19 protein-coding genes and 4 pseudogenes are annotated in these 23,639 nt (G+C 52.8%); 10 read left to right on the top strand and 13 right to left on the bottom strand.

The features are described from left to right. Positions 1 to 584 precede the first annotated feature (584 nt). A complete protein-coding gene (locus tag JCM12539_RS01075) occupies positions 585 to 1,160 on the bottom strand; it encodes a hypothetical protein (RefSeq protein ID WP_054648569.1) in 576 nt (191 codons plus the stop codon). Positions 1,161 to 1,326: 166 nt separating this feature from the next. Continuing rightward, positions 1,327 to 4,974 (bottom strand): MMPL family transporter, encoded by a 3,648-nt coding sequence (locus tag JCM12539_RS01070; protein WP_054648567.1) that lies wholly within the window; start codon positions 4,972 to 4,974, stop codon positions 1,327 to 1,329. A 471-nt stretch (positions 4,975 to 5,445) separates the two neighbouring features. Between JCM12539_RS01070 and JCM12539_RS01065 the strand changes: the two genes are divergently transcribed. Beyond that, a complete protein-coding gene (locus JCM12539_RS01065) occupies positions 5,446 to 6,285 on the top strand; it encodes an alpha/beta hydrolase (protein WP_156301962.1) in 840 nt (279 codons plus the stop codon). A 214-nt stretch (positions 6,286 to 6,499) separates the two neighbouring features. Here JCM12539_RS01065 and JCM12539_RS01060 read toward each other — a convergent pair whose 3' ends face one another. Then, on the bottom strand, positions 6,500 to 6,943 hold the full coding sequence (locus tag JCM12539_RS01060; RefSeq protein ID WP_054648565.1) for a hypothetical protein: 444 nt from the start codon (positions 6,941 to 6,943) through the stop codon (positions 6,500 to 6,502). After that, positions 6,903 to 7,511, bottom strand: a complete 609-nt coding sequence (locus JCM12539_RS01055) for a helix-turn-helix domain-containing protein (protein ID WP_054648563.1) — start codon at positions 7,509 to 7,511, stop codon at positions 6,903 to 6,905. The genes JCM12539_RS01060 and JCM12539_RS01055 overlap by 41 nt, the downstream gene beginning before the upstream one ends. A 94-nt stretch (positions 7,512 to 7,605) precedes the next feature. On the opposite strand from JCM12539_RS01055, the gene JCM12539_RS01050 reads away from it, so the two are divergent. The 4 genes and pseudogenes from JCM12539_RS01050 (at position 7,606) to JCM12539_RS01035 (ending at position 11,735) form a co-directional block, all read left to right on the top strand. Further along, positions 7,606 to 8,253 (top strand): MFS transporter, encoded by a 648-nt coding sequence (locus JCM12539_RS01050; protein WP_054648561.1) that lies wholly within the window; start codon positions 7,606 to 7,608, stop codon positions 8,251 to 8,253. A gap of 206 nt (positions 8,254 to 8,459) precedes the next feature. Beyond that, positions 8,460 to 8,876 carry an MFS transporter gene (locus tag JCM12539_RS01045; RefSeq protein WP_156301961.1) on the top strand — a complete coding sequence of 139 codons (417 nt, stop codon included), beginning with the start codon at positions 8,460 to 8,462 and terminating at the stop codon, positions 8,874 to 8,876. A 119-nt stretch (positions 8,877 to 8,995) separates the two neighbouring features. Continuing rightward, on the top strand, positions 8,996 to 10,174 hold the full coding sequence (locus JCM12539_RS01040) for an MFS transporter (RefSeq protein ID WP_054648557.1): 1,179 nt from the start codon (positions 8,996 to 8,998) through the stop codon (positions 10,172 to 10,174). A gap of 194 nt (positions 10,175 to 10,368) precedes the next feature. Further along, positions 10,369 to 11,735: pseudogene (locus tag JCM12539_RS01035) on the top strand (DHA2 family efflux MFS transporter permease subunit). Positions 11,736 to 12,015: 280 nt separating this feature from the next. Here the strand turns inward: JCM12539_RS01035 and JCM12539_RS01030 are convergent. Together JCM12539_RS01030 and JCM12539_RS01025 are read right to left on the bottom strand one after the other, a co-directional pair. Next, positions 12,016 to 12,426, bottom strand: coding sequence for a peptide deformylase (locus tag JCM12539_RS01030; RefSeq protein ID WP_054648555.1), 411 nt, complete (start codon positions 12,424 to 12,426; stop codon positions 12,016 to 12,018). Positions 12,427 to 12,621: 195 nt separating this feature from the next. After that, positions 12,622 to 12,837 (bottom strand): P8 family protein, encoded by a 216-nt coding sequence (locus tag JCM12539_RS01025; RefSeq protein WP_420835962.1) that lies wholly within the window; start codon positions 12,835 to 12,837, stop codon positions 12,622 to 12,624. Positions 12,838 to 13,173: 336 nt separating this feature from the next. Between JCM12539_RS01025 and JCM12539_RS01020 the strand changes: the two are divergent. After that, positions 13,174 to 14,039: pseudogene (locus JCM12539_RS01020) on the top strand (DegV family protein). Here the strand turns inward: JCM12539_RS01020 and JCM12539_RS12465 are convergent. Next, complete coding sequence (locus JCM12539_RS12465; RefSeq protein ID WP_054648547.1) at positions 14,036 to 14,470, bottom strand: EAL domain-containing protein; 435 nt, start codon at positions 14,468 to 14,470, stop codon at positions 14,036 to 14,038. The pseudogene JCM12539_RS01020 and the gene JCM12539_RS12465 overlap by 4 nt on opposite strands. Then, positions 14,460 to 14,717, bottom strand: a complete 258-nt coding sequence (locus JCM12539_RS13685; RefSeq protein ID WP_054648545.1) for a hypothetical protein — start codon at positions 14,715 to 14,717, stop codon at positions 14,460 to 14,462. Before JCM12539_RS13685 ends, JCM12539_RS12465 begins: the two co-directional genes overlap by 11 nt. A 1,327-nt stretch (positions 14,718 to 16,044) precedes the next feature. On the opposite strand from JCM12539_RS13685, the pseudogene brnQ reads away from it, so the two are divergent. After that, positions 16,045 to 17,408: pseudogene (gene brnQ, locus JCM12539_RS01000) on the top strand (branched-chain amino acid transport system II carrier protein); the annotation flags it as partial. 203 nt (positions 17,409 to 17,611) lie between these two features. Here brnQ and JCM12539_RS00995 read toward each other — a convergent pair. Next, positions 17,612 to 18,208: a YdeI/OmpD-associated family protein gene (locus tag JCM12539_RS00995; protein WP_054648543.1), complete on the bottom strand. Its 597-nt coding sequence runs from the start codon at positions 18,206 to 18,208 to the stop codon at positions 17,612 to 17,614. Positions 18,209 to 18,432: 224 nt separating this feature from the next. On the opposite strand from JCM12539_RS00995, the pseudogene JCM12539_RS00990 reads away from it, so the two are divergent. Beyond that, positions 18,433 to 19,537: pseudogene (locus JCM12539_RS00990) on the top strand (SLC13 family permease). 93 nt (positions 19,538 to 19,630) lie between these two features. On the opposite strand, the gene JCM12539_RS00985 reads toward JCM12539_RS00990, so the two are convergent. The 4 genes from JCM12539_RS00985 to JCM12539_RS13680 all read right to left on the bottom strand — a co-directional run bounded on the left by JCM12539_RS00985 (position 19,631) and on the right by JCM12539_RS13680 (position 21,768). Next, complete coding sequence (locus tag JCM12539_RS00985) at positions 19,631 to 20,206, bottom strand: uracil-DNA glycosylase family protein (RefSeq protein ID WP_054648542.1); 576 nt, start codon at positions 20,204 to 20,206, stop codon at positions 19,631 to 19,633. A 90-nt stretch (positions 20,207 to 20,296) separates the two neighbouring features. Next, the gene (locus JCM12539_RS00980; protein WP_054648540.1) at positions 20,297 to 20,674 is read right to left on the bottom strand and encodes a helix-turn-helix transcriptional regulator; all 378 of its coding nucleotides are present in this window, start codon (positions 20,672 to 20,674) and stop codon (positions 20,297 to 20,299) included. A gap of 195 nt (positions 20,675 to 20,869) precedes the next feature. Then, positions 20,870 to 21,505, bottom strand: coding sequence for a DMT family transporter (locus JCM12539_RS00975; protein WP_263849709.1), 636 nt, complete (start codon positions 21,503 to 21,505; stop codon positions 20,870 to 20,872). Continuing rightward, positions 21,505 to 21,768 carry a hypothetical protein gene (locus JCM12539_RS13680; protein WP_225350149.1) on the bottom strand — a complete coding sequence of 88 codons (264 nt, stop codon included), beginning with the start codon at positions 21,766 to 21,768 and terminating at the stop codon, positions 21,505 to 21,507. The genes JCM12539_RS00975 and JCM12539_RS13680 overlap by 1 nt, the downstream gene beginning before the upstream one ends. A gap of 287 nt (positions 21,769 to 22,055) precedes the next feature. Here JCM12539_RS13680 and JCM12539_RS00970 point away from each other — a divergent pair, with 287 nt between their 5' ends. Both JCM12539_RS00970 and JCM12539_RS00965 read left to right on the top strand, forming a co-directional pair. Further along, positions 22,056 to 23,195 carry a GGDEF domain-containing protein gene (locus JCM12539_RS00970; RefSeq protein ID WP_054648538.1) on the top strand — a complete coding sequence of 380 codons (1,140 nt, stop codon included), beginning with the start codon at positions 22,056 to 22,058 and terminating at the stop codon, positions 23,193 to 23,195. Between the two features lie 116 nt (positions 23,196 to 23,311). Next, on the top strand, positions 23,312 to 23,626 hold the full coding sequence (locus JCM12539_RS00965) for a SemiSWEET family transporter (protein WP_054648536.1): 315 nt from the start codon (positions 23,312 to 23,314) through the stop codon (positions 23,624 to 23,626). The last annotated feature ends 13 nt before the right edge of the window (positions 23,627 to 23,639 follow it).

The raw sequence follows: 23,639 nt of genomic DNA, 5'->3' as shown, positions 1-23,639 counted from the left end.
TCCGCGGGTTCCCGATAGTATGGGGTCCCTAATTTAAGATGCATTAATTCAGAACTCGTGCGTTAGGCCGCGTTAATTTTGAGACAGACCATTATTTGAGCCAGTAGTTGGTCGAATCGTTCATAAAATTATCAGCAATGTTGGTTATGGCCGTTGGAGTGCCTAGATGACTGGACCCGGAACGGTGACCATCTGCCGTTGGTCGTACTGGCGTGGTGGTGGAGGTTGAGCGGCTGGTCCCCGCGACGGCTGCATGTCCGTAGTTCTGTTTGAATTACTGCCAGTAGTGCGCTAGCACGTATTGGCAGTTATGAATTACAGAATCAAATTGGCTAGACCGAGTGGTTTTCTCGGGCTACGGCAATTCGCGGTAGCCCGGCACGGGCGTGAGCGTGAGGCACGTAACCGGTCGCGGGGACCAGCCGCTCAACCGGAGCCACCACGCCAGTACGACCAGCCACAAGTAGCGGTCACCGTGGAACGGTCCACCAAGTCGTAGCATCTCACAGCACTCCCACCGACCAGAGCCGCCAATCTATATCAAAAAGGCACCCAGCCATCACGGTTGGATGCCACACTTCAATTTACTGTTGCATTAACGCTGACTCCACACTACTCAAATCCACGCCCTGACTCGATGATAGCTTCTGGGCTTGCTGGTACACGCCGTACCAATTACCCTTGGCCACCTCAGACCGTACCCCGTCGAGGGCGCTAGTACTGTACACTGCGTTCGCCGCAGCGCTGGCCTGCGTGCTGTTCATACCCTTGCTTTCCAGCAGTGACGTCATCGACGATTCACTCTTGGCCGCCTGCATCACGGCCGATACCTTGGTGTCCTTAATGGTGCTCTCCACCTGATCGATTGCGCCATCGACCGTGCTGTTACCCGTCTTGGCGGACTCCAGCTTGCTGACCACAGCACTCTTCACGGCCTTATCAGCCACCGTATCGTTGCCGCCCGAAGCGGTCCGTACCGCGTTGTTCAGGGGTGTGAAAAAGACGACTCCCAGCACAATCACGAGGACGATAATGCCCAGAATTGCGGCTACCCAGCGCCCCGGGTGGTGCCGCTTCTTGGCCTGCCCTTGAATCACACCACTGCGGCGTCCCACGCTTCGGCTCCGTTGCTGCTCCTGTTTACGTTGCATTCTACCCATCGCTGTGAGCACCTCCTGTACATACTTACGCAGTATTATACCCGATATCGACCCGCGTCACCCAACCCGCGTGACAATCCACACGGATACTTTATAATTGCACAACAAAACGACCGCCAACGCAGCTTTGCACTGCATTGGCGGTCGTTCGCATCAACATGATATTTTAGTTGCGGTTCTCGTCATCCTCGTCGTCATCCGTTAACTTACTGCGATCGTAAGTTAAGTGAATGGCCGCCGGAATCAGAATTGGAATAATGAGTACCAGGATAATCAGCCCAATGATAACCGCCAGTGCGACCTGAATCAAAGTCAGCACGCCAGACGGCATCAGTGCGGCGAACGTACCACCCAGGATAATGGCTGCCGAGATAACCACGGCACCAATCACACCTGAGGCCCGTACAATGTTCACGCTCGGCCGTCCCCCATTATCGCCGAATTCACGATACTTCATCATCAGAAAGATACTGTAGTCAACACCCAGAGCAATGAGCATAACGAAGGCGAAGAACGGCGTGTTCCACGTCAGCATCTTTTCACCCAGGAACGCCCCACTGACCCAACGCGTGATGCTGAGGGAAGTGAAGTACGCCAGAATCAGCGTGCCCAGAATGTAAACTGGCTGGAGAATCGAACGGGTGATGAACATCAGTGCCAAGCCGATACCAACAAGCATGATGACTGCAGTCCGGATAAAGTCTTCGGACGCAATATCGTGGGTGTCCGCCGTGGTGGCCGTCTGCCCGCCAATCGCAACGGTTGCACCGTCGAGATCCGTGCCCTTAAGCTCATTCTGAACTTCCTTCTGGATGGCTTTGACCTCAGTCATCGCCTTCGCGGAACTAGGGTTGTAGCCGAGCACGATGGTCATCCGTGTCGTGTGCTTGTCGGACGACATGTACTGCTTGATAGCCGGCTTGAACGTTGAACTGTGCAAAGTCTTGGTTGGAATGTAGAACTCGTCCGCCGCCGCAGACTGCCGTAAGCCCATCAGGTAGCTGTTCGACTGGGCAACACCCTTACTGATGGTGTTCAACCCGTCGCTTGCGCTACCCAGGCCACTTTGCAACTGCTGCATCTGACCCACAACGCCCTGGAGGCTCGTGTACATGGTCTTCTGACCGGAGTTAACCTGCAACAAGCCGCTCGTCAGTGCCGGAACGCTGTTGTTCAGCGTGGTTGCGCCATTAGCCAGCGTGGTCGTACCACTAGCCAAAGTCGTAGCGCCACTGGCCAGCGTGCCCGTACCAGCTGCCAACGTGTTCGCGCCGGTAGTCAGCGATGACGCACCGTTTGCGAGGGTGGTGGCACCGGAAGCCAGGCTATTGGTACCTGCTTGCAGCTGCTTCAAGGCAGCCTGTAACTGGCTGATGGAAGACGTCAGTTGACCCAGCTTACCCGACATAGCGGTTAGGCCAGAAGCGGAGTCCATTAAAGCATTGGCGTCCTTCAGCATACTTGGTAGCTGCGCCATCTCGGATTGTAACGAGTTCAGCTGCTCTTCGCTAGGCATCTTGGCCGCGATGGTCTTGATGGCGTCGATTTGATCAGCCGTTGGCATCGACAGCGAACCGAACTGCTGGCTGACGCCTTGCAAGGTACTCAAGTTACTCGATAAATTAGTGTTGCTGGTCGTAGCGGCCGCCTTAATCTTCTCAGCAGCGGCTTTGGATGCTGCCGAAGCGGTATCGTCGTCAATGATGCTTTGCGCCGCGGAAATCATCTGCGCGTTAGCCATCTCGGACTTGAAGTCGTTACCCGCCACGCCCGTCAAACTGGTCTTGACGGAGCTAACGGTAGTGCTCAAATCGCCCATACCGTTGAGCTCTTGCATCAACCCATCAATTTGTGATCGGTAAGTGGACAGCGCCTCAATGGCTGGCTGCAACTGCTGGGCCTCGCTCACTAAACTTGACGCCCCAGCCAGTTCGGACTTCACGCTGTTCATCTGGTTGGCGAGCTCACCAATCTGGGTTTGTGCGGTGGCTAACTGGCTCATACTGGAAGCACTCTGTGCCAACTGCGAGTTAATTTGACCCACACCGTTATTCACGGTGTTCGCCCCACTGGCTAAGTTGCTGGCACCACTCGACAGCGACGACGCGCCGCTGGCCAGGGTCTGGGTCCCACTATTAACCGTCTGGGCGCCACTGGCTAAGCTATTGGCCCCACTGGAGAGTGTGGTAGCACCGCTAGCCAGCGACTTGGTCCCACTTTGCAAAGTGTTGCTGCCGTCGATTAACTTGTTGGTTCCGGCAATCAGTTGCGTAACCCCGTCCAGACCGGACTGCATGTTGCTAGCCGCAATCTGGTTTTTGGCGGAGAGCAGGCCGCTGTTGATGGTACCCAAGCCCTTATTGACCTGCTTGGAACCCTTAGTCACGGTCTTCAACTGGTTCTTGGCGTACAAAGCGCTGACCTTCGACCCACCTGGTTGGGTGGCCGACGCAACGGTTTTCACGCCGTCTTTGTCCTGAATTTTCCGCGTCACGCGGTCAATAATCTTGAGGTACTTCTCCTGGTCGAGCTTCTTGTTGCCATCCGTGATGTACAACGTTGAAGGCTCAGCCGTACCCTTGGAGAAGTGATCCTGAACCACAAAGAAACCCTTCTTGGCCGGTAAACTGTCGCTTAGTTCGGCCAACGTGTCGTAATTCAGGTTGTTGTTGTAGGTGAATAGGAATGGTAACGACACCAAACCAACCAGCAGGATACCTAGGATTGGCCGTAACACCGCATTTTTGGACAGGAAGTTCCAAAGCTTGCTCCGACTCCCACCATCAAAGTTCTTGGTTGGCCAGAACATCTTTTTGCCCATGGTTGCCATGAAGAACGGGTTCAAAGTCAGGAGAACCGCTAGCAGCACCGCAACACCCACGGCCACACCGACAGCGGACTGGTAAATGGAGAACTTAGCCAGTGCGAGCGCGGTGAACCCAATCAAGATGGACGATCCACTGAAGAGGATGGTGTGCCCGGCAATCCGCCGCGCTTTACGGGTAGCGTCAATCGCCGACAGTCCCCCGGATAGTTCCTCCTTAAACTGATCGTACATCAGAATGTTGTAGTCAGTACCTACCCCAAAGAGGACGACGACCATAAACACCTGCGTGAATGACGACAGCGGGAAGCCTAGGTACTTGACCAGGTTCATGACCACGCTCAAAGAAGCCAGCATGGCCACGCCCACAGTACCCAAGGAAACTAGCGGCACGATTGGCGAACGGAATACCAGCACCAACACCACAAAGATGAAGATGGCCGCTATTACTTCGGTCTTCTTGAGTCCGTCTTCAGTCGACTTCTGGAAGTTATCATTCAGAATGTCGCTACCCGTGACGTAGGTTTTCACACCCGCAGTCTTGGCCGCCTTGTTAACGGCCGCTGCCTGCGCACGGACACCCTGAGACTTGGACATGTTCAACTGTAGTAATTCCGTGGTTTTATCCTTGGAAATCAGTTGTGCCCTAGCCTGAGCGTTATCCTGCGCGGATAGCATTGACTTAATATTGTAATGGTCCTTGTGGTCGCGCAGCTTATCAATAGTAGAATTGATGCTCCGCTTCTGCGTAGTAGTTAGCTTATCGTTGCCGTTGCTAAAGACTACGACCACTTGACGAGTATTATTTTCGCCATGCCCCCACTTGTTATGCAAAGTATCGGCAATCTGACTCTGAGCAGTGCTCGGAATCTTGGTTTGACCATACTTTGTGACCAGTGCTGAGGTATCCGGCATAAATAATACCGCCGCCAATACGACCACAATCCATGCGATTAATGCACCGACATGACGTTCAGCAAAATTCTTCATTTACAAAATCTCCCCAGGTACTTTCAGTAATTTTCGAGCTATACATTGTCCCATTTTAGTCACGTAAAATTCACGCGCAACCCACTATTTCGGCCCATGTGGTTTAAGCCGCACATGAGGCAAAATTGGTCATTAACTCCTACTGCTATGTGTAAAAAGATAACCAGCTCCAGACCATTGTCCGATTATCAGCAATTAAACTCTTTGATGAAAGTCAATTTAAGTATGCTTGTTATACATAAATATAGAATAACAAAGCGCATGACAGGCCACAACCAACTAGTTTGTTGAGGGCTGCGCCCATTTACTACGTACCGCCAACCAAATAACAGTAGTCCGTTGACCGCTACCCTATTCTGAGATTTATTAATCTACTGTAGGATTTCGATAATTTCAGTCCATCGCCCGAGCCGACATCTACATTTACCGTTAAACTGGGGTTAGTTATTAAGCCTAGGAGAGGAGTCGCGAATGATGAAGAGGAAACTGATGCTCATATTACCCTTAATTGCCTTTGTCCTCATTCTGGGTGCCGGGGGCCAACAACATACCAACTCAACTGAAGCTAGCACAGATAGCGGCTACCACCGGCCAACACTCCTCATCCATGGCTTCCACGCGGGCGAACGCACATATGATCACTTCATCGACCTGGCCGAACAGAAACACAAAGCACAGTACGCCCTGACCGCCGTAATTAACGGTGAGCGCATTAATTATTACGGCGACTGGACCCGTACCATGAGCCACCCGCTCATCAAGGTCGTTTTCGCCAACAATCGTGCGTCATGGGACCGTAACGCTACGTGGCTCAACCACTTACTCGATCAGCTACGCAACCGGTACCATGTACACAGCTTTGACGCCATCGCCCATTCGCGGGGTACGCTCGACCTACTAACGGCGTATAGCCACAGCCAACCGCTCCAACTGCGGCGGGCGGTTCTGGTTGCGGGCCCCTACGACGGTGCTTACCGTCGGGACGACTTCCCACACGCGAACCGTATCCTCAGTAACGGTAAGCCCCTTATCAAGCACCCTGAGTACCGTGAGTTGGTCCGCAACGCCCAGTTCTTCCCAGATGGCGTGCACGTTCTGAACATCATGGGTGACAGTCACTGGCACGGGACGAATAGTGATGGCAAAGTAGCGAATGTCTCCAGCGAGGCGCTGTGGCCAGCCATGGGTCCACGGTTCAGTAGTTACCGCGAGATGACCGTGTATGGTCACGATGCTAGCCACCACCTGATTATTCGGCGTAACCACCGGGTGATGGATGCCGCCATGCGGTTCCTGTGGCACGAATCCTAATGAGGTATTTCCCGGGAAATAATTGCCAACGGGATTGTGACAGAAGCCTTTAGCACACGAACGATAAATCGTGGTCGCGCGCCAAAAGGCAGCTCCATAACATACGAGACGGCATCAGCAGAAATCCTAAGTTCGGGATTTCCACTGATGCGTCTTGTATATCGGGAGCTAACCGCCTTTTTACAGCCCCAATTATTTTTTTTACTCGTCATTACTACATAAAGTAGGCGCCGCTACCCGGATTATCACGGTTAGCCAAAACATACGGCAGTACGTTAGCCAGATCACCTACACCCTGATTGTCCTGCTTGAGGATGTGCTCAATACTAATAGCCTGCTGACAAAGCTTTGTCCCTGCATCCACGTCATCATGGATGATGCGGTACCAACCCCGGCAAAATAGCAACAGGTTGGCCATGTTCAGGTTGTGTTCAGTTTGTAAATCCTGTTCCGCACGGTCCAGCGCTTCCCGCGCCCACTGAAACTGCCGGGCGTTAATAAAATCGGTAAACGCTCCGAACAACATCCAAAAGCGCATTGTTGAAACAGAGTTAAACCCCTTGTCCATCCGCGAACGTTTAAGTGCAAGTGGTAGTAACTCATGCTCCGTCTCGTTATCAATCCCCGTATGTAACAAGCCAAAAAAAATATAACTCAAAGTAGCCCCACCGCTCGACATGCCGCAGATAACTAACAAATGGCCGCACCAAGTCGTTTAGTTCGCCGCTCAATCGTCCCAGTCCCACTTGATCCGGATGCCTGCCCTGCTGGTAATGGCGCCGATTGGCCAACAGCGTCAACTCGTAGAAGCGTAACACCAGTGCGGAAAAGCGTTCCCGGTGGGTCGGTGTATGGTCAAGTGGGTGTTCCCACAACTCAATCTCCGCTTGTAACGTGGCGATTTCGTCATCCGTCACCTCACGCGTAGTCATATCGCCCAATTCTGACACCCGGTGCTCGAAGTTGACGTCAATCTGGCTATTAAAATCATGCTCACCGCGCGGATTCATCACTGCATGGCCGTCTGCTAACGCCTTACGGAATAAAAATTCTTCCATTGAGGTATCAATCCGATTCAACAAGTGTAAAAACCGTGACAAACCAATGTCGCTTATTCCCCGCTCAAACTTACTAATGGTTGCCACTGAGTTTTGCTCATCCGCAACCTGTGCCAACGTAATGCGGTGGTTGCGCCGCATCGCCCGAAACAGTTCACCGTTTTCCACTCCCGCCACCTCTTTTTTTCGAATAGTATAATTATCGCGCATCCTCACTGTACTCCACCGATAATGTGGGTACAAGCAAAGGAAGGTGACTGCCATGCACGAATACCGAACCAACCGAGGTTTCCGCACCATCACCAACGCTACCGTACTCAGTAGTATCGGTGACAGTCTGTACAACATTGTCTTTATTATTTACGCGGCGAGCCTGCCGTTCAGCAGCTTGGCAGTGTCCTTGGCGTCAATGGCCGGATTGGTGCCCACCCTCCTGGGTATCATCACCGGCTACTGGGCTGACAACACCCCACGCAAAGTCGGGTGGATTATGCGCGTACGCTATACTCAGGCCGCCCTCTTCGTGCTACTAGCAGTTGCTATTAGCCACACGGCATCCGTGGGCCTGTTTCTCCTGCTGCTACTTATTAACATCGTTTCTGACACCATTGGGCAATACGGTAACGGGCTCACCATCCCCCTATTTAAGCGTCTGGTGCCCACGACCGCCCTGAATAGTGCCTTTGGCTTCAATACAGCCGCAACGGAAACCGTCCAAATGATTTTCCAGGCCGTGGGTGCGAGCGTGATCGTCATCCTCAACCACAACTACGTCCTCTTCGGCCTCATTAACGCCGCAACCTTCGTCTGCAGCGCCGTCGTCTTCCACCACGCCCATGCAACCCTGAGCAAAGTTGATCACGACTGGCAACACGTTGGCCCCCGACCACGACTACGTACCAGCTCCTGAGTGTCTGGCAGCTACTGCAACGTAACCACTTCCTACTATCCATTATCCTGCTATCCATCCCCGCCAACATTCTGGCCAGTTACGTCACTGCGCTCATCAACCTCACGCTACTCCACCGGCGGACGCTCTGGCTGGGTAACTTTGGCACAACCGTGGCGGTGGTGAACATCCTGTTTTCACTAGGCATTGTTTTGGGTTCGCTCCTAATGGAGGATATCTTTCGCCGCTACCGCACCCTGTCCATCTTTGCCCTCGCTATGGGGTGCATGGCCGCGCTGGGCGGCATTATGAGCTGGCAACACAGCAACGTGGTGATGATGCTACTCGCCATCTTTGCCATGGCGTACACCATCGCAAAAATCAACCCGCGGCTGTCCGCCATTACCATGACCCTCGTCCCCGAATCGCAACTAGCCGCCATGAGCGGCGTGGACACCACCGCCAGCATGATTGGTGTGCCCATCGGCCAGGGGCTCTTCCTCACGATTGCTAACCTCATTAACACAACCACCGCATGGATTGCCTACGCCGTGGTGGCCGCCATACTGGTCGTGGTGACGCTGGCGGTACGGGTGCGGCTCACCGAACCGGCCGTCGGCGATGAACAGGCCCCAGCAGCCTAGCCACGCAATTAACTGCTTTTACTGGGCAAAGGCGTTTTGAACGTTGCTTCCCGCGGCGGCTTAAACTAGTATAGATAAATAGTTTATTTTCTGTAACTTCTATACTGAGAGGCATTTTCGTGAAAAATCGCAATCTTTTTGTTTGGAGCATCATCCTACTGGCAGTGAACATGCGGATCCCCATCACCGCAATCTCGTCACTCATCCCCGCTTTGCAAAAACAGCTCGGGTTATCGACCAGCGCTGCGGGCATGATTACCACCATCCCCATGTTGACGTTCGCGGTCGCGTCGCCGCTATTTCCGCGCCTAGCCCGACGCTTTGGCATTGAACGGGTAATTTTGTTCTTCACCGCGTTGCTATCACTCGGCATGGCCTTACGAATCCTGCCTAACGCCGCGGGGCTGTTTGCCGGTACCTTCCTCATCGGGTTGGGTATCGACAGCGCCAACGTACTCCTCCCCGCGTCCATCAAGGCCCACTACACCGGTGTCACCACGCGCGGGATGTCGTACTACACCACGACCATGATGGTTGCCGGTGCCCTTGCAACCGGTATCGTCGGTCTGTTTGTGGATAGCGCATCGCTTACGGCTATTCAGGTAGGATTGTTTGTAGTTTCACTGATTAGTCTGCTTGGATGGATCCCTGCCGCCACCGTTAAACTACCAAACGCCGAACCTGAGGTCAGTGAGGACGACGTACTGGCCGAGAGTAAGCGGTCCGTCTGGGGCACCAAAACCGGCTGGCTGATTACCATCTTCTTCTCGCTCCAGGCCATCATTTTCTACTCGCTACTTACATGGCTGTCGTCCGCCTATATCAGCTTTGGCATGACTGCTAGCCAAGCCAGCCTCCTCGTGACGGTTTTCCAGCTTTGCGGGATGCCCTTCTCGTTAATCGTACCGCTCGTGGCCAACACTAAATGGGGTGTGCAGAGCACAGCTGCAGTTATGGGTGGCGGCCTGATCATCGGGCTGGTGCTGACACTAGTGGCTGGCGCCAACTTTGGCCTCAGCATGATTGCCGCCATCATTATGGGGCTCGGCAATGGGGTTTCGTTCAACCTGGCCGTGGTGTTCTTCGCGCAGAAGTCGGCCAACCACCGCGAAACCGCCGCCGTTTCGGGGATGGCACAATCGGCCGGCTACCTCATTGCCGCCGTGGGCCCCGTGCTATTCGGTGTCGTGGGTAGCCACCTTGACTGGCACTTTGCCTTCATTCTGGCCGCAATCTTTGCCGGGATTATGTGGCTGACCGGAATTATCATTCACCACCAAAAAGGTATTTTTGCATAAATAGCGTTAATCCCCCGGGGCCTTGCGTGGCCCCGGGGGATTTTCAATGTCCACCTACAGCAGCGGTGCCGTATTTTAGTCGCCCGTCAAAAAGCACTATAATAAATTTGTCGTTGTTACAACGACAACATCCAACCCGTAGTTTAGGCGCTCTACGCCATCAATCGAAGGAGTGATTTCTTATGTCCACATCAATCAACACCATTTCCGGTCGCCACCGGCAAGCATTCGTGGCGACATTACTGACTGGCACCTTCACCATGTCCATCTCCCAGTCAGCTTTAAGTACCGCCTACCCCGCGTTCATGCGAAGTTTCCACCTCGGAGCCAGCACCGTCGCATGGCTGACAACGGGCTTCATGTTGGTGATGAGCCTGATGATTCCGGTGAGTCCTTGGTTGCTCAGCAACATGAAGTTTAAGCACCTGTTTCAGAGCGTCGTCGCCGTCTTTGCACTCGGCACCCTGCTCTGCATCTGGGCACCATCATTCCCCTTACTAATGACCGGCCGCCTGCTCGAGGCCGTCGCGGTCGGCATCATTTTCCCCAGCTACCAGACAGTAATGCTCACCATCACCCCGCAAGAGCGTCGGGGTGCGGTCATGGGTGTCGCTGGCTGGTGATGGGGTCGGCCCTTGCTGTCGGCCCGATTATCTCCGGGGTTCTGCTGACCTGGTTCCCGTGGCGAGCGCTCTTCGCCCTGTTCTTCATCATCGCAGTTGCCGTCTTTGTCGTGTCGTTTATCACCATCAAAGACGTCATGCCACTGCAACCCAACCAGCTCGATTGGCTATCGGTTGTGCTTGCCGCTAGTTTTCCGGCCCTACTGTATGTGCTCAGCAGCGCCACTAACCAGGGGATGACTGCCACGTTAGGAATCATCACCGTATTGGGGTGCATGGGCGCAATTTGGTTTGTGCGTCGACAACTAAATCAGGAACGCCCCATCCTCCAACTGAGAGTTTTCGCTACCCGGTTGTTCACGCAGTCGGTGTTGATGACGGGCATTTCGTACATTGCCCTCATCGTGACCACCATCATCATGCCTTTGTACTTCCAAAACGTGCTGCACGTGAGCCCGCTGGTTTCAGGGTTATCGCTAGTGCCGGCGGCCGTGGGACTCAGCTTGCTGAACCCACGGGCGGGTAAAATGCTCGACCGCTTGGGGCCACGCAAAGTCGCGCTGACGGGGATGACGCTCATCGTTATCGGCTTTACCCTGATGACCCTGCTAGTCGGTCACCTGCCACTGTGGCTAGCCATCATCTGCGCAATGGTCACCGAAGCCGGCAATGCGTTCGTCATGATGCCTTCCGTAACAGCCGGGGCAAACGCCCTGCCCCGTGACCTCATCGCTGACGGCACCGCGGTCACCACCACCGTGCGTCAATTGCTGGGATCCTTAGGGGTGGCTGTGGCCACGATGATTCTACAAACCGTACAACAAGGTACTGGCTCGGCAGTGAGCGGTTTCCGCGCCACCTTTGCCAGCTTTGCTTTGGTGGGTGTCGTGGGCTGGTTGCTGGCCACGCGTCTACCGCGGGTGCAGGAGCGGGAATAGGTGATGTTTCATGCGAAACACCGTTTAGGCATCACCAGGTGCCGTTATATCAACGATTTGGAGGCGTTGCCGGAACCCGCGGCATACTCCGAACACACTTGCCTAGTTGCCGTCACAAGCGTGCTAAGACACTCAGCGGAATAACCGCAGCGCATTCAGGGCGAAAAATTGACCCGCCAAACCACTATTGCAATGGTTTGGCGGGTCAATTTTGTTGGCAATGAACTACACCCATCCACTAATTGTACTTCATTTCAAACATTAGCCGGTGCAAGCAGCACTAAATCAACCGGCCCTGCGTGTGGTCGACCTCGTGTTGAATAATCTGGGCAATCCATCCAGAGAAGTGTTGGTGTTGGGGACGCCACTGCGCATCCATGTAGTCAACGTCCACTTCACGGTATCGAGTGGTTGAACGTTCACCGTCTAAAGACAGGCACCCTTCCGTCGCGGTAAACGCCCCAGTTTCGTGGGATAACCACGGATTAACCATGGGCACCGCTACCGGTCCCATCTGCACCACAATAATGTTTTTGTTCACGCAAATCATGTTGGCCGCCATCCCCACACAACGGTCGCTATTCGCTGACAGTGTGTCCAGCAGGTCGGTGACTACCGGAGCGTCCGTGGTGGTCGCCGGTGCGGCTGGTTGGCTGAGTAAGACTTGGTCGTGATTAATGGTTCGTTCCATATGCTTTGCCCTCTACTTGACTTTTATTACCCGGGAAATATCCTGCAGTCAGTATATCTTACTCGTCCCGTTTCACAAAACGTCATCGTCACTGGCTCCCAGGTTGAACACACAGTAACTGTGTTGCCCCACGCAAAAGGGGCTAACCATCCAGTCAGCCCCCTTTACACGTTATTTTTTTCTATTTGGCAGGAACTAGTGCAGTTCCTTCTCGGCCAATTCCTTCACTTGGTCGTCAGTGTAATCCATAATCGGCTTCATCTGCTCTTCAGTCTTGATGGTGTCGTGGTTGTTAGCCTCCATGTAGTGGTCCCACAATGCGTCACGCACCGCGTCCTCACTATCGCTCCAGTCAAAAACATCCTTCATCGGTGTGTCTAGCACCAAAGTCTTTTCAGCTTCTGCTGCCATGATCATTACCTCCATAATTTGTTTGACTTGCTACAACCACATTATAGGTCACCCACCTCAGAATGACACGCTCTATTAGCAATTAATTAAAAGTACATCGTGTTACCAAATTTATTAAATGGCCAAAGATGAACGCACAAGCGGCATCCTTCCCTATCCGTGACATCAATCTTGACACGTGTAACGCGTACCCCAAAAACTATTTACCCGTCCGCGCACCTACGATACAGTGTGGAGGAACAGAGCGGCACCAAAGACCGCTATATCAAGTGCATCTTTGCAAAACAACCATTAAAAAAAACCGCCGGCGTAGACCGGCGGGAAAGCAGGCACAGTATGTTTAAAATCATCACGGATTCCGCGTGCGACCTTCCGCGCGCCTCGTTTAAGCAACACGACGTCGACGTCGTCCCGCTACACGTACTCATCGGCGAGCAAGAAGTACACATCGCGACTGACGACGTTGCCGCCATGCAATCCTTTTACCACGAGCTTGCCAACGGCCGTACCGCCACCACCTCGCAAGTCAGCGTGGGCGAGTTTATCAACGCCTTTGAACCGTACGTCGTGGACAACATTCCCGTGTTCTACCTGGCCTTTGACAGTGCACTGAGCGGCACTTACGCGAGCGCCGTTCAGGCACAACAGGTGCTTCTAGAAGAGCATCCCCAGGCCCAGATTACCATCGCCGATTCGCGCGCTGCTAGTTGCGGCCTCGGCATGATGTTGCTTGATGTCATCGCGCAACGTGACGCTGGCTCTAGCCCTGAGGACCTCGCCGATTGGGTAGAGCAGCACCGCAATGAGTACCACCACGTCGTAACCATTGATAACTTACGGTACCTTGTGGCTGGCGGTCGGTTGAAGCCAGCGCGGCCAAGATTGGCTCACTGCTCAACCTGCACCCCATTTTGGTGTTGCAGGAAGACGGCGCCATCGTGGTGAAGCAAAAGGTGCGCACGTTCAGCAAGTCGCTCCGTTTTCTGGCCCAACAGGCGGGTACTGCCCTAGCAGACGCCGACCAGCCAACGGTCATGGTTGTCAGCAGCGCGGAGCAAACCGTTACGGACCAGCTGGTCGAAGCCGTCCGCAAAGAGCTACCCACCGCGAAGATCACCGCCATGCCTGTGGGTACCGTTTTGGCCAGCCATACTGGTCCTGGCTGTTGCGCAGTTTTCTTCCGCTCCCCCGCGACTAACTAATTACTATCAGTAGCGCTACTGAGCAATACTGGCCGTCCCAATAGATAACCCTGTACCACGTCGTAGTTATACTTGTTTTGTATCTCCGTTAGTTCGGCTTTGGTTTCCACCCCCTCAATTGCCAGCATTTTGTGATCGCGTTGGGCTAAGTGGTACCAAAAATCTAGTTGGGGTTCGATAGAACGAATATTGTCGTACGGACGAAAGTCTTGGAATGCGAACTTATATTCATCCACCGAGCCATTCATGCTGAGCACCATCTGGGGAGTGTTCTGACCTGTGCCCACGTCATCGATACAAACTAAGAGCCCACGTTTGTGAAAAGCACATGCTGCGCGCACTAAAGATTCTGCACTGATGCCACTGGCTAGCCGCTCCGTAAGTTCAGTGAACAGGTTAATTTTAGTGTGGTCCTGAACGTCAGTCACCATATCCAAAAAAAACCGGGTCGACAAATTGGTTTTGCTCGAGATTAAACGAGAGCATTTCGACGGACTGGTGCATCGTCAAAATCACGTCCGTTAATAGTTGGTGCAGGGTCTCGGCGGTGATGTCGTTAAAGTCGGTTGGCAATACCCACTGACCATTAACAAGCTGCCGTATAAACAGCTCATACCCAATGGGGCTCTGGCCGTGACCAACCCCAGCATATTTTGGTTGCCCAAAGAAACGGTACATACTGAACGCACCTCCCTGGCGACGAGTTATACACCCCGAACCTAAAACGACCCGCACATGACTTTCTCATGTACGGGTCGTATGCCCCAAACGGTGCGGGGGCTTGAGCATGTAACTTGTTCGCGTTAATGTTTCTACACGTTCATCATAGACCCAAAACGGTAAAAAGCCAACGCTTATACTGACCAAAAATGCAAATAATTGGCACTGGGCGTGGCGGTTCTGGCTGGCGGGGGCGCTGTGGCGTACTGCGACTTTGTGGACCGCTGCTAGTGGCTGGTCGTACTGGCGTGGTGGTTCCGGTTGAGTGGCTGGCCCCCGCGACCGGAGCTGTGAGCCTCACGCTCTCGCCAGTTCCGGGCTACCGCGAATTGCCGTAGCCCGAGAAAACCACTCGGTTTAGCCAATTTGATTCTGTAATTCATAACTGCCAGTACGTGCTGACGCACTACTGGCACTAATTCAACCAGAACTACGGGCATACAGCCATCGTGGGGACCAGCCGCTCAAACTCCACCACCACGCCGGTACGACCAATGGTAGATGTTCATCGCTACGTTCAGAGGCGTATCATAATCCAAGACTAGGAGACGAGAACGCACCTAGACGACACGATACCGCATGTTTGCGATAATAGCGAAACCTGTACCATGCACTAACTTAGGTGTATAGCAGGCGAGTTCAGAATCAGAGCCCACGAACTTGGGCGGGCGTTGGGGCGGAGGCTTCGTACCCACAGGCGTAGTTTCCACAGTAAGGGTAGGCAGCGTCGGTCGTTGACCACTACCGTAGCAACCTACGGCGCAGGGCACGTAACCCGCAGTCCCAAAGCCCACCCGCGTGTTCGGCCCCCACCTTCGTCCTAAAAATGGTAATGCGCACAATGGTCGAATCAACAAATGAGATTTTTTTTGGTTTTTCTCTTGACTTTCACATTTATTTAATTTATCTTAGTACCAACATCAATTGAAACAAAGACGAAGAGTAGCAGAGTAATCGGTAGCGCGTGTCAGTGAGTCGCGGTCAGTGTGAAGCGACCTCGTTAACCCGGTGAAAGTAGGCTATGAGTCGTTGCTGCGACCGCAAGGAAGTGGCGACTGGGATTGCGCCCATTACAGCAATGGAGTATCACCGTGAACCGGTCACGGTCGTACTCTCCGAGGTTTATTCGGTGACGGATAAACGAATTAAGGTGGTAAAGCGCAATGGCGCCCTTAGTAAACTAACGGTTTACTAAGGGCGCTTTTTTTTGTCCGGGTGCTCGGCCAAGTCACCTACGCCCAATTGTTTCAATACGCTATTATTTTTGGAGGTCACCATTATGGAAATGAAATCACAGACAAAGCATCTCACTAAAAAGCAATATTTAACCCTCGGTTCCATGCTCTTCGCCCTCTTCTTCGGCGCCGGGAACCTGATCTTCCCCATTCACCTCGGACAAGCCGCTGGTGGTAACTGGATTCCGGCCACCTTTGGTTTTATCATCACGGCCATCCTGCTACCATTGCTGGCCATCCTAGCCATCTCCATGACCGAAAGTGACAGCATGTACCAACTGGCGCGTCCAGCCGGCAAAATTTTTGCCCTCTTCTTCCTCATCGCGACGCACGCAACGCTTGGTTTGCTGTTCGCATCCCCCCGTACTGCCGCCACTTCCTTTGAAATCGGCATCCTGCCTTTCATTCCCAAGGGGTCCGAACAAATTTCGCTACTAATTTATTCCGCCATCTTCTTTGGCCTCACGTACTTCCTATCGAAGAACCCGGACAAGATGCCGAACTACGTTGGTAAGCTGCTCAACCCACTGCTGCTGATTCTCCTGATTGCGGTGTTCATCGCAGCATTCTTAATCAAAGGTGACGGCTCCACACTGGCAGCCGCTACCCACGCCACCAAGGCTGGTAGCAACTTCACCTACGGATTCCTGCAGGGTTACAACACCATGGATGCTCTAGCCGGACTCGGTTTTGGGGTTACCATCGTGGCCGCACTCAAGCACTTCGGTATTCTCAAGGCTGGTCAGCGTTCCAGTGACGTGGCCAAAGTTGGGGCGCTTTCCATGGGGCTTGAAGCCTCATCTACCTCGGCCTAATCATGCTGGGTGTTATTTCCCTCCAGTTCACCAAGGTTTATTCCAACGGTGGTCCTGCCTTCAGCGCCATCATGACGCACTACACTGGTATCATCGGTACGGGCATCCTGGCAGCCATGGCCATCATCGCATGTCTCACCACTTCCATCGGCCTGGTAACATCCTTCTCCCAAGACCTGGGTCGGCGTTTTCCTAAGATTGGTTTTGGTAAGTTCCTGCTCTTTACCTGCTCATGCTCATTCCTGATTGCCAACTTTGGCCTGGACACCATCATCGCCCTATCCACGCCAATCCTGATGCTACTCTACCCTCTGGCAATGGCCATGATTTTGCTCGGGATGCTCCACCCATTCATCGGCAAGCAGCGTACCGTTTACCGGACGACGGTGGGCCTAACCCTGATTCCCGCCATCCTGGATGCTATCCACGCACTGCCACCGTTCTTGGCTAACATGTCATTTTTCAAGACCATCGACGCCTTCGCCACTCGCTACATTCCGATGTTCACCATCTCAATGGACTTTGTTCCGTTCCTGGCAGCTGGCCTGATTGGTGGTATCCTCATCGCTAAACTGTCCGGCCAGTCCTTTAAGACTGACGACACGGCTGAACGTGCCATCGAGGAACGCGAGGATAGCGCAAACCCAACCAGCACCACCGCTAACAGTAGCGAAATGTCGGCAACCAACGACTAATCCGCACAACGCTACCACTAATGTCAATAACTAGCTAAATAAATAGAGGGGGCTTGGCCGCAACGTGCTTGTTGCGGCTAAGTCCCCTCTATTTGTGTCTGGTCATACTACTTGCGGGGTCCCCAGGCCATCCGCATGTAAACATCACCTGCGCGCAACTCCGACAACATCTGTGCCAACCTGCGTGCCCGCGTGGCCGGTTGCTTGGCCGCACCAATCCAGCGTAAATAATCGTTACGCTGATACCACGGCCGGGCATCGTACTGTCCGCGCAAACCAGCCGCTGCCAACGCCTGAGCGACTTCGTCCGTCATTGGCTCAGCAGCACGAGTGACGCGTTGGGGATGTGCCTTGCCCGCCTTAATGCTGGCAATCCGCGACTGCACCATCTTGGTAAGCAAAGGTGCCGGTAAGGGCTGATCCCACGGCAGATGCACCGCGCCTTTGCTATGCCGGTACTGACTAAGTTCAGACTCAAATTCCTTAATGGGAGCTGAGGTTGGGTAGAAACCGGTATAACCGTCGTGTGCATCAAAGTAGACTACCGGCTGGCCGTCAACAAAGAACGTGGGCATCCGGTAGCTAATCCTGCGCTCGGCACCAGGCATGATTGCCAACAAGAGTTGGTACAAATCATTCATGGATGATTTGGCCGCGGCGGGTTTTTGATCAATATATTCAGCAATTACGTCGATTGTTGTCATTAATTGCTCCTCCACTAGTTTGGGCAAGCTTACACTAAAGTGCTTCCTTCGTCCATTCTGAGATTATTAGCCTTCCACATCGTTATTATTTCCCGGGAAATACGTTGGTTTGTAAACATTATGGCCCCGATGTTTACGATAGTTTTACACTAGCCCGGTAGTACACACATTTTTTTTAAGTGCAAAATATTATCGTTGAGTCAATTTTCGAAGAGGGTTAATCCATGACCGTAATCAAAAATATTGCCAAGGACCACGTACTCCAAATTACCGCGGTGTTGGCAGTGATTAGTCTATTCTTTGCTAGGCCACGCCTTGCAGACATTAACTTTTCCACACTATTCTCCATTCTTGCAATGATGATTATCATCCAGGTGTTTGAGTACCTCCACATCCTGGATTACTTTACGTACCGACTCACCAGCCTGGCCACATCTACCCGGCAGCTGACGTGGATGTTCGTGCTCCTGGCGGTGGTAGCCGGTATGTTCATGACCAACGATGTCACCGTCATCACGCTGATTCCTCTATACCTGCGCATCGCCAAAAAGTTCAAGCTACCAGAGATTCTGCCGGTGACCTTGATCGGCATGGCGGCTAACTTCGGGAGTGCCTTCACCCCCTTCGGTAATACGCACAACATCTTTTTGATGAACCATTACCATATTAATGTGGGTACTTTCTTTACCTGGTCAATTCCGCTATTAATCGCAAGCCTAATCTTACTGACAATTTTTATTTTCTTTATTAAAAAGGAACCATTACCATCGGTCCCCGTTCGCGATATCCGGATTCAAAAGCGGCCCACTATCATCACCTGCGTAGTAGCGTTGATTATCTTCATTGGTGTACTGGGCTTCATTCCGTCCTGGGTTGCGCAATCGCCGCCATCGTATTGGCCTTGGCGTTTGACCCACACATCATGCTCCACGTGGACTACGCCATCGTTCTCACCTTTGCGGGGTTCTTCGTCATCGTGAGCGTACTCCGGCAAATGCATGGGTGGTCGCGCTGGTATCTGGACTCATGGCCAGCGAGCACTCCGTCTACCTCACCAGCCTGGTTAGCAGCCAATTTATCTCCAACGTACCGTCAACGGTGCTGATTGGGAAATTCACCAATTTCCAGGAAGCCCTATTCTTGGGCTCTAACATTGGCGGTTTGGGCACCGTGGTGGGTTCGATGTGCAACTTGCTGGTGTTCAAAGAGTACACCGACTTTGGTAACCACGGCCAAGGACGCTTCTTTCTCGGCTTCTCCGCCCTTAACTTTGCTGGTTTAGCGATACTGGGCGTGATGGGTTGGATCATCTTGGACTTTGTTCTGTAATCAGTCAGTAAGCGTATCACTACGCATATCAAAAAAAAGTGGTTCAGCATGCGCAATGCTGAACCACTTTTTCTGTGTGGAGTAATTCCCAGGTTACTGTAATAATGACCGCACCTGTTGTTGCAAAGCCGGCACCACGTCCTGCTCGAACCACGAGTTTTTATGGAGCCAACCATAGTTGAGTGGCGATGGGTGCACCAACGGGAAATATGGCGCGTAATCCGCGTAGTGCTGCACAGTAGCCGTTAACGTGCGTTGACGCTGCGGCAAGTAATACCGTTGCGCATACGCGCCAATCAATAGGGTTAGCTGCACGTGGGGCATCAACGCAAACAACGGTTCATGCCACTTATCCGCAAATCCCTTGCGGGGCGGCAAGTCACCACTTTTGCCCTTGCCCGGGTAATAGAAGTCCAAAGGCACGACGGCAATCTTACCGGAGTGGTAAAACTCATCGTCACTAACACCCATCCACTGCCGCAAGCGGTCGCCACTGGGATCGTGCCAGTACGTCCGCGCTAACTGCGCCTGACGACTAGGGGCCTGACTAACAATCATAATCGTTGCCGCTGGCTCAACGTGGTACAGCGGTTCAATCCCCGCAGCCGTAAACTGCTCATTATCGGGGTCGGCCATGATGGCCTCAAAAATATCTTCTGCAGTCTGCATTGCAGCCTCCCAAAACCGTTATCTCAACTTACTATACCGCCGACAACCGGTTGCCGCAAATACAAACGTCCTACCCCCAACGGTGATTGATCACCATACTTTGTTCACCATCCAGGTAATAAATCCGCCCAACGGGAAGACCAGCCACCAGTACGCGGACGCAAAGCGCCAAAAATTCCACTCTTGTGGACGCCGAACGTACTCACCCTTAATGGGGTCGTACGTGTACAGTCGTTCATCAATTTGGGGCGTGGCCGTTTTTACCGGTGTGGCTAGCACCAACTCGTCCAGGCTCACGCCGAATAGATTGGCAAGCTTGACCACTGTTTCCAGATCAGGATTACCATCACCGTTTTCCCACTTCGAGACGGCCTGCCGTGAAACAAACACCTTGGCAGCCAGTTCATCTTGTGACCACCCACGCTCCGTACGTAATTGCTTTACTTGGTCCGCAAACTTCATTACCATCACACCCTTCCTTTATCTATTATCAGTATGAGCGCGCCAAGTGCGTAACACCAGCAACTTATGCGGGTAAAGTCGCTACTTTCCACCTATAGTTGCGCAACTGGGAGTGGCAATATGCATGCCGCGTGCCGACAATACGCGCGTACGACGGTTGCGTCTCATTATCCATCGTAATCGCCATTATTTCCCGGGAAATTATTCCGCGTGACGCCGCACCCGCCATAATCGTCGGAGCCCTACCTGCATGATTAGCAACGCCACAATAATCAACGCTCCACCGACTAACAGGTTGTACGTAAAGGGTTCAAAGCCAAAAGCCACGGAGAACACGCTACCGAACACCGATTCCAGCATCAGGATTAAACCTGCCGGCGTGGGGTCGGTGAACCTTTGGCCCAAAACCTGCAGGGTCTGAGCACCAAAGGAGGACGCGAGGCCCAAAATAATGACCGGCACGAGCCCCGCTTGCCAATTAACACTGGCATATGAGCCCCGTTCAAAGAGCAAAGACCAGGCGCCGCCTAGCACCCCCTGTGTTAACCCCAGCAGGAAGGCCAGAGTCCACGGGTTGGACTGGGTAGCGGACATCCCAAAGTAGACGATTTGTAGTGCATAAAAGAATGCGGACAGAATAGTCAGTAGGTCGCCCAAGTGCAGCGTCAGTCCGTGGCCCACTACGTTAGTCAAGAAGGCCATCCCCACCATACAAATTAGAATGGCTAAGTAACTCTTGGGCTCCGGCCGCTGATGGAAAAACAGCCACACCACGAACGGTACAATCACGACGTAGATAGCAGTAAGAAACGCGTTATTCGCCGGTGTGGTGTACATCAACCCGACCGTCTGAATCTGGTAACCCAGGAAATTGATGATCCCGCAGTGAGGCCAATGCGCAAATCCAACTGCGACATGTGGTTCACCGCCCGATGAAACAGTAAATACACCAGGCCGGCGTAGATAAATCCGCGGATAGCGTTGATTAATCCGGCGTGCATCCCCGCGTTAGTGGCCTGCTTGGACCATATATATCCTGCTCCCCAGATGATGGCAGCCACAAACAGCATGATGTTCGCCCGCGACTTTGAAATTTGCATCTTAATTTACCCTCGACTCGTTAGTTTATGGCGGCAATGTGGGGCTAATCGTCAACCTCAGACATGCCGCTATCACTCCGTGATGACACACTGGTCACCTTAACCATTCACTATCTTGACATACATACCCAGGTACTGGCTACCCACGATGGGGCATATTATGGTCATCCAGTTAAACCTAATTTGAAAAACGGGACAAATTATCAGAAAATGATTGACCAATCCCGCGTCATAGCCTATGTTGAAGTGACTTGGGTCGGATAAAATTAGCCATTGGGGGGCACACGATGAACTTTGCACCATACATTACTACTATCTTCATAGTTATCATTAGTATGCTGGGGTTTATTTCCGTCTACGCACAAATCGATGCGGGCACACGCAAGCGCGTCGTGAGTTCCCGCGCGCTAGGCCGCGCACAGTCCGTGTACCCCCTATTGATTTACATATGCCTCATGGTTATCCTGATGCGCTACCTGTACGGAACCGCCAGCAACACGATGCTATTTTGGGCGTTCGTCAACGTACAAAGCACCATCCTCATCTATTCAAACCTGCTAACATCTAACCTGGTTGGCTTTGCTATTATCCAGTTAGTGGCCGCTACTACCTACATTTCAACGGGCGCAATGACTATCACTAATTGGACGCTATTTCTGTGTGCGTGTTTCCTGATTTATGCTGAACGTTGGTACGCTAAATTATGGTCCAACCAGCGTTGGCTATACATCTTGCCCGCAATTGTTGTCGGGACCATCTTCTGGGTTGCCATGTACCTTGGCGCGCCCCGGCCTTTGCCACTCGGGCTCGCGATTGCCAACTTTATCGCATTTGTATGGGCGTACCTCGCCCTGTGGGACTTTGACCAGTACGTCCAACACGACCAGCGAATATTGGCCAAACTCACGCACGAGGTGCAATATGACGCCCTCACGCATGCTCGCAACTGGGCAACTTTCCGGAGCGACCTTAATGACACGTTCGATAACCATGACGATCACCCCCTAGCGCTGATCACCATTGATGTGGATCACTTTAAGCAGATTAACGATACGTACGGCCACCTCATGGGTAATCAGACCCTCATCGCCTTTTCCCGCCAGCTAAAGCAGCTACTTAGCAATCAAAACGACAGCTACAAGTTCTACCGCACTGGCGGCGAGGAATTCGCGATACTGTTGCCCAACACGTCCTTGGATACAGCCCGCAAAGTTGTGCATGACTGCCAGCTGGCGCTTAAAACGTTAGCCATCCCACTAACAGAGGGGCAACTACAGGTGACGGCTTCATTCGGCCTGGCAGTCGCTAACCCTAACGATAACAGTGCCACCAACTTCTTTAAACGCAGTGACCGTTATTTATATCAGTCGAAGAATAACGGGCGTGACCGTCTTACCGACGAGTCTACCGACACCGATTTAGCATGAATCAGTCCGCCTAATCACCGTTATTTATCAGCACCCCGTTGCCGCTCGCACTTGCCTCACACGCCAATCCGTGTTATATTTAGCACCAATTAATTATTTAAGGAGGCAGCGCGTATATGCGAATTGATACGTCCAAATATCCAGAAGGCAAAGAGGCGGTGGACCCCAAACGGGTTAAACGGCTCAAGATTTTAAGTAAGGTGGCAACGATTATGTGTATCTCGATGTACATATCGTACATCCCGCAGATTATCGCCAACTTTTCTGGTAGTCCCGTATCACCCATTCAACCACTGGTCGCATCCATTAACGCCTGCCTATGGGTAGCTTACGGCTGGAACAAAACCTATAAGGATTGGCCCGTAATCATCTCCAACTTGCCCGGGATTGTCTTTGGCCTCGTCACGGTCATCACCGTCTACGTACATTAGGCATACAATAGGC

The organism is Lacticaseibacillus pantheris DSM 15945 = JCM 12539 = NBRC 106106, assembly GCF_001311175.1.
GTDB classification, from domain to species: Bacteria; Bacillota; Bacilli; order Lactobacillales; family Lactobacillaceae; genus Lacticaseibacillus; species Lacticaseibacillus pantheris.
This window is presented reverse-complemented; position numbering and strand designations above follow the sequence as displayed.